Below are 355 nucleotides of genomic sequence, written 5' to 3'. Positions count from 1 at the left end.
GCTCGTCCTCGTGCGGCTTGAGCACGCCGGCCGCCGCCAGCACGGCACGGCCTTCGGCGATGGGCCGCACCGTGGGCGTGCGGGGGGAGACAACGCGCAGCCAGCGCAGCAGCCGCTCGTCCGCCGCGGCGGCAWGAGCGCCCGCGCCACCGGCGATGAAGAGCACATCGAAGCCGACGAACTGGCGCGGATCGAGCCCGTCGGTCCAGACCCGTACCGACGCGGAGCAGGCGACGCTGCCCCCGTCGACGGAAAGCAGACGCACGTCGTAAGCGGATTCTTTGGCGGGATCGGACGCGGAACATTCATTAGCGGTCTGGAATAGTTCAGCCACCAAACCCGCGCCCAATAATGA

Annotated in this window: 1 protein-coding gene; it reads right to left on the bottom strand. The window is 69.2% G+C overall.

Annotation, left to right across the window (positions count from 1 at the left end):
• Positions 1–334, bottom strand: a 334-nt coding sequence (locus AC1DS3_RS39610; RefSeq protein WP_477129499.1) for a DJ-1/PfpI family protein, incomplete at its 3' end; no start/stop codon positions are given.
• Positions 335–355 lie beyond the last annotated feature (21 nt).

This window comes from Cupriavidus sp. 01L46 (assembly GCF_056399905.1).
The sequence above is the reverse complement of the archived record's forward strand: the minus strand, read 5'-3'. Positions and strand labels throughout refer to the sequence as shown.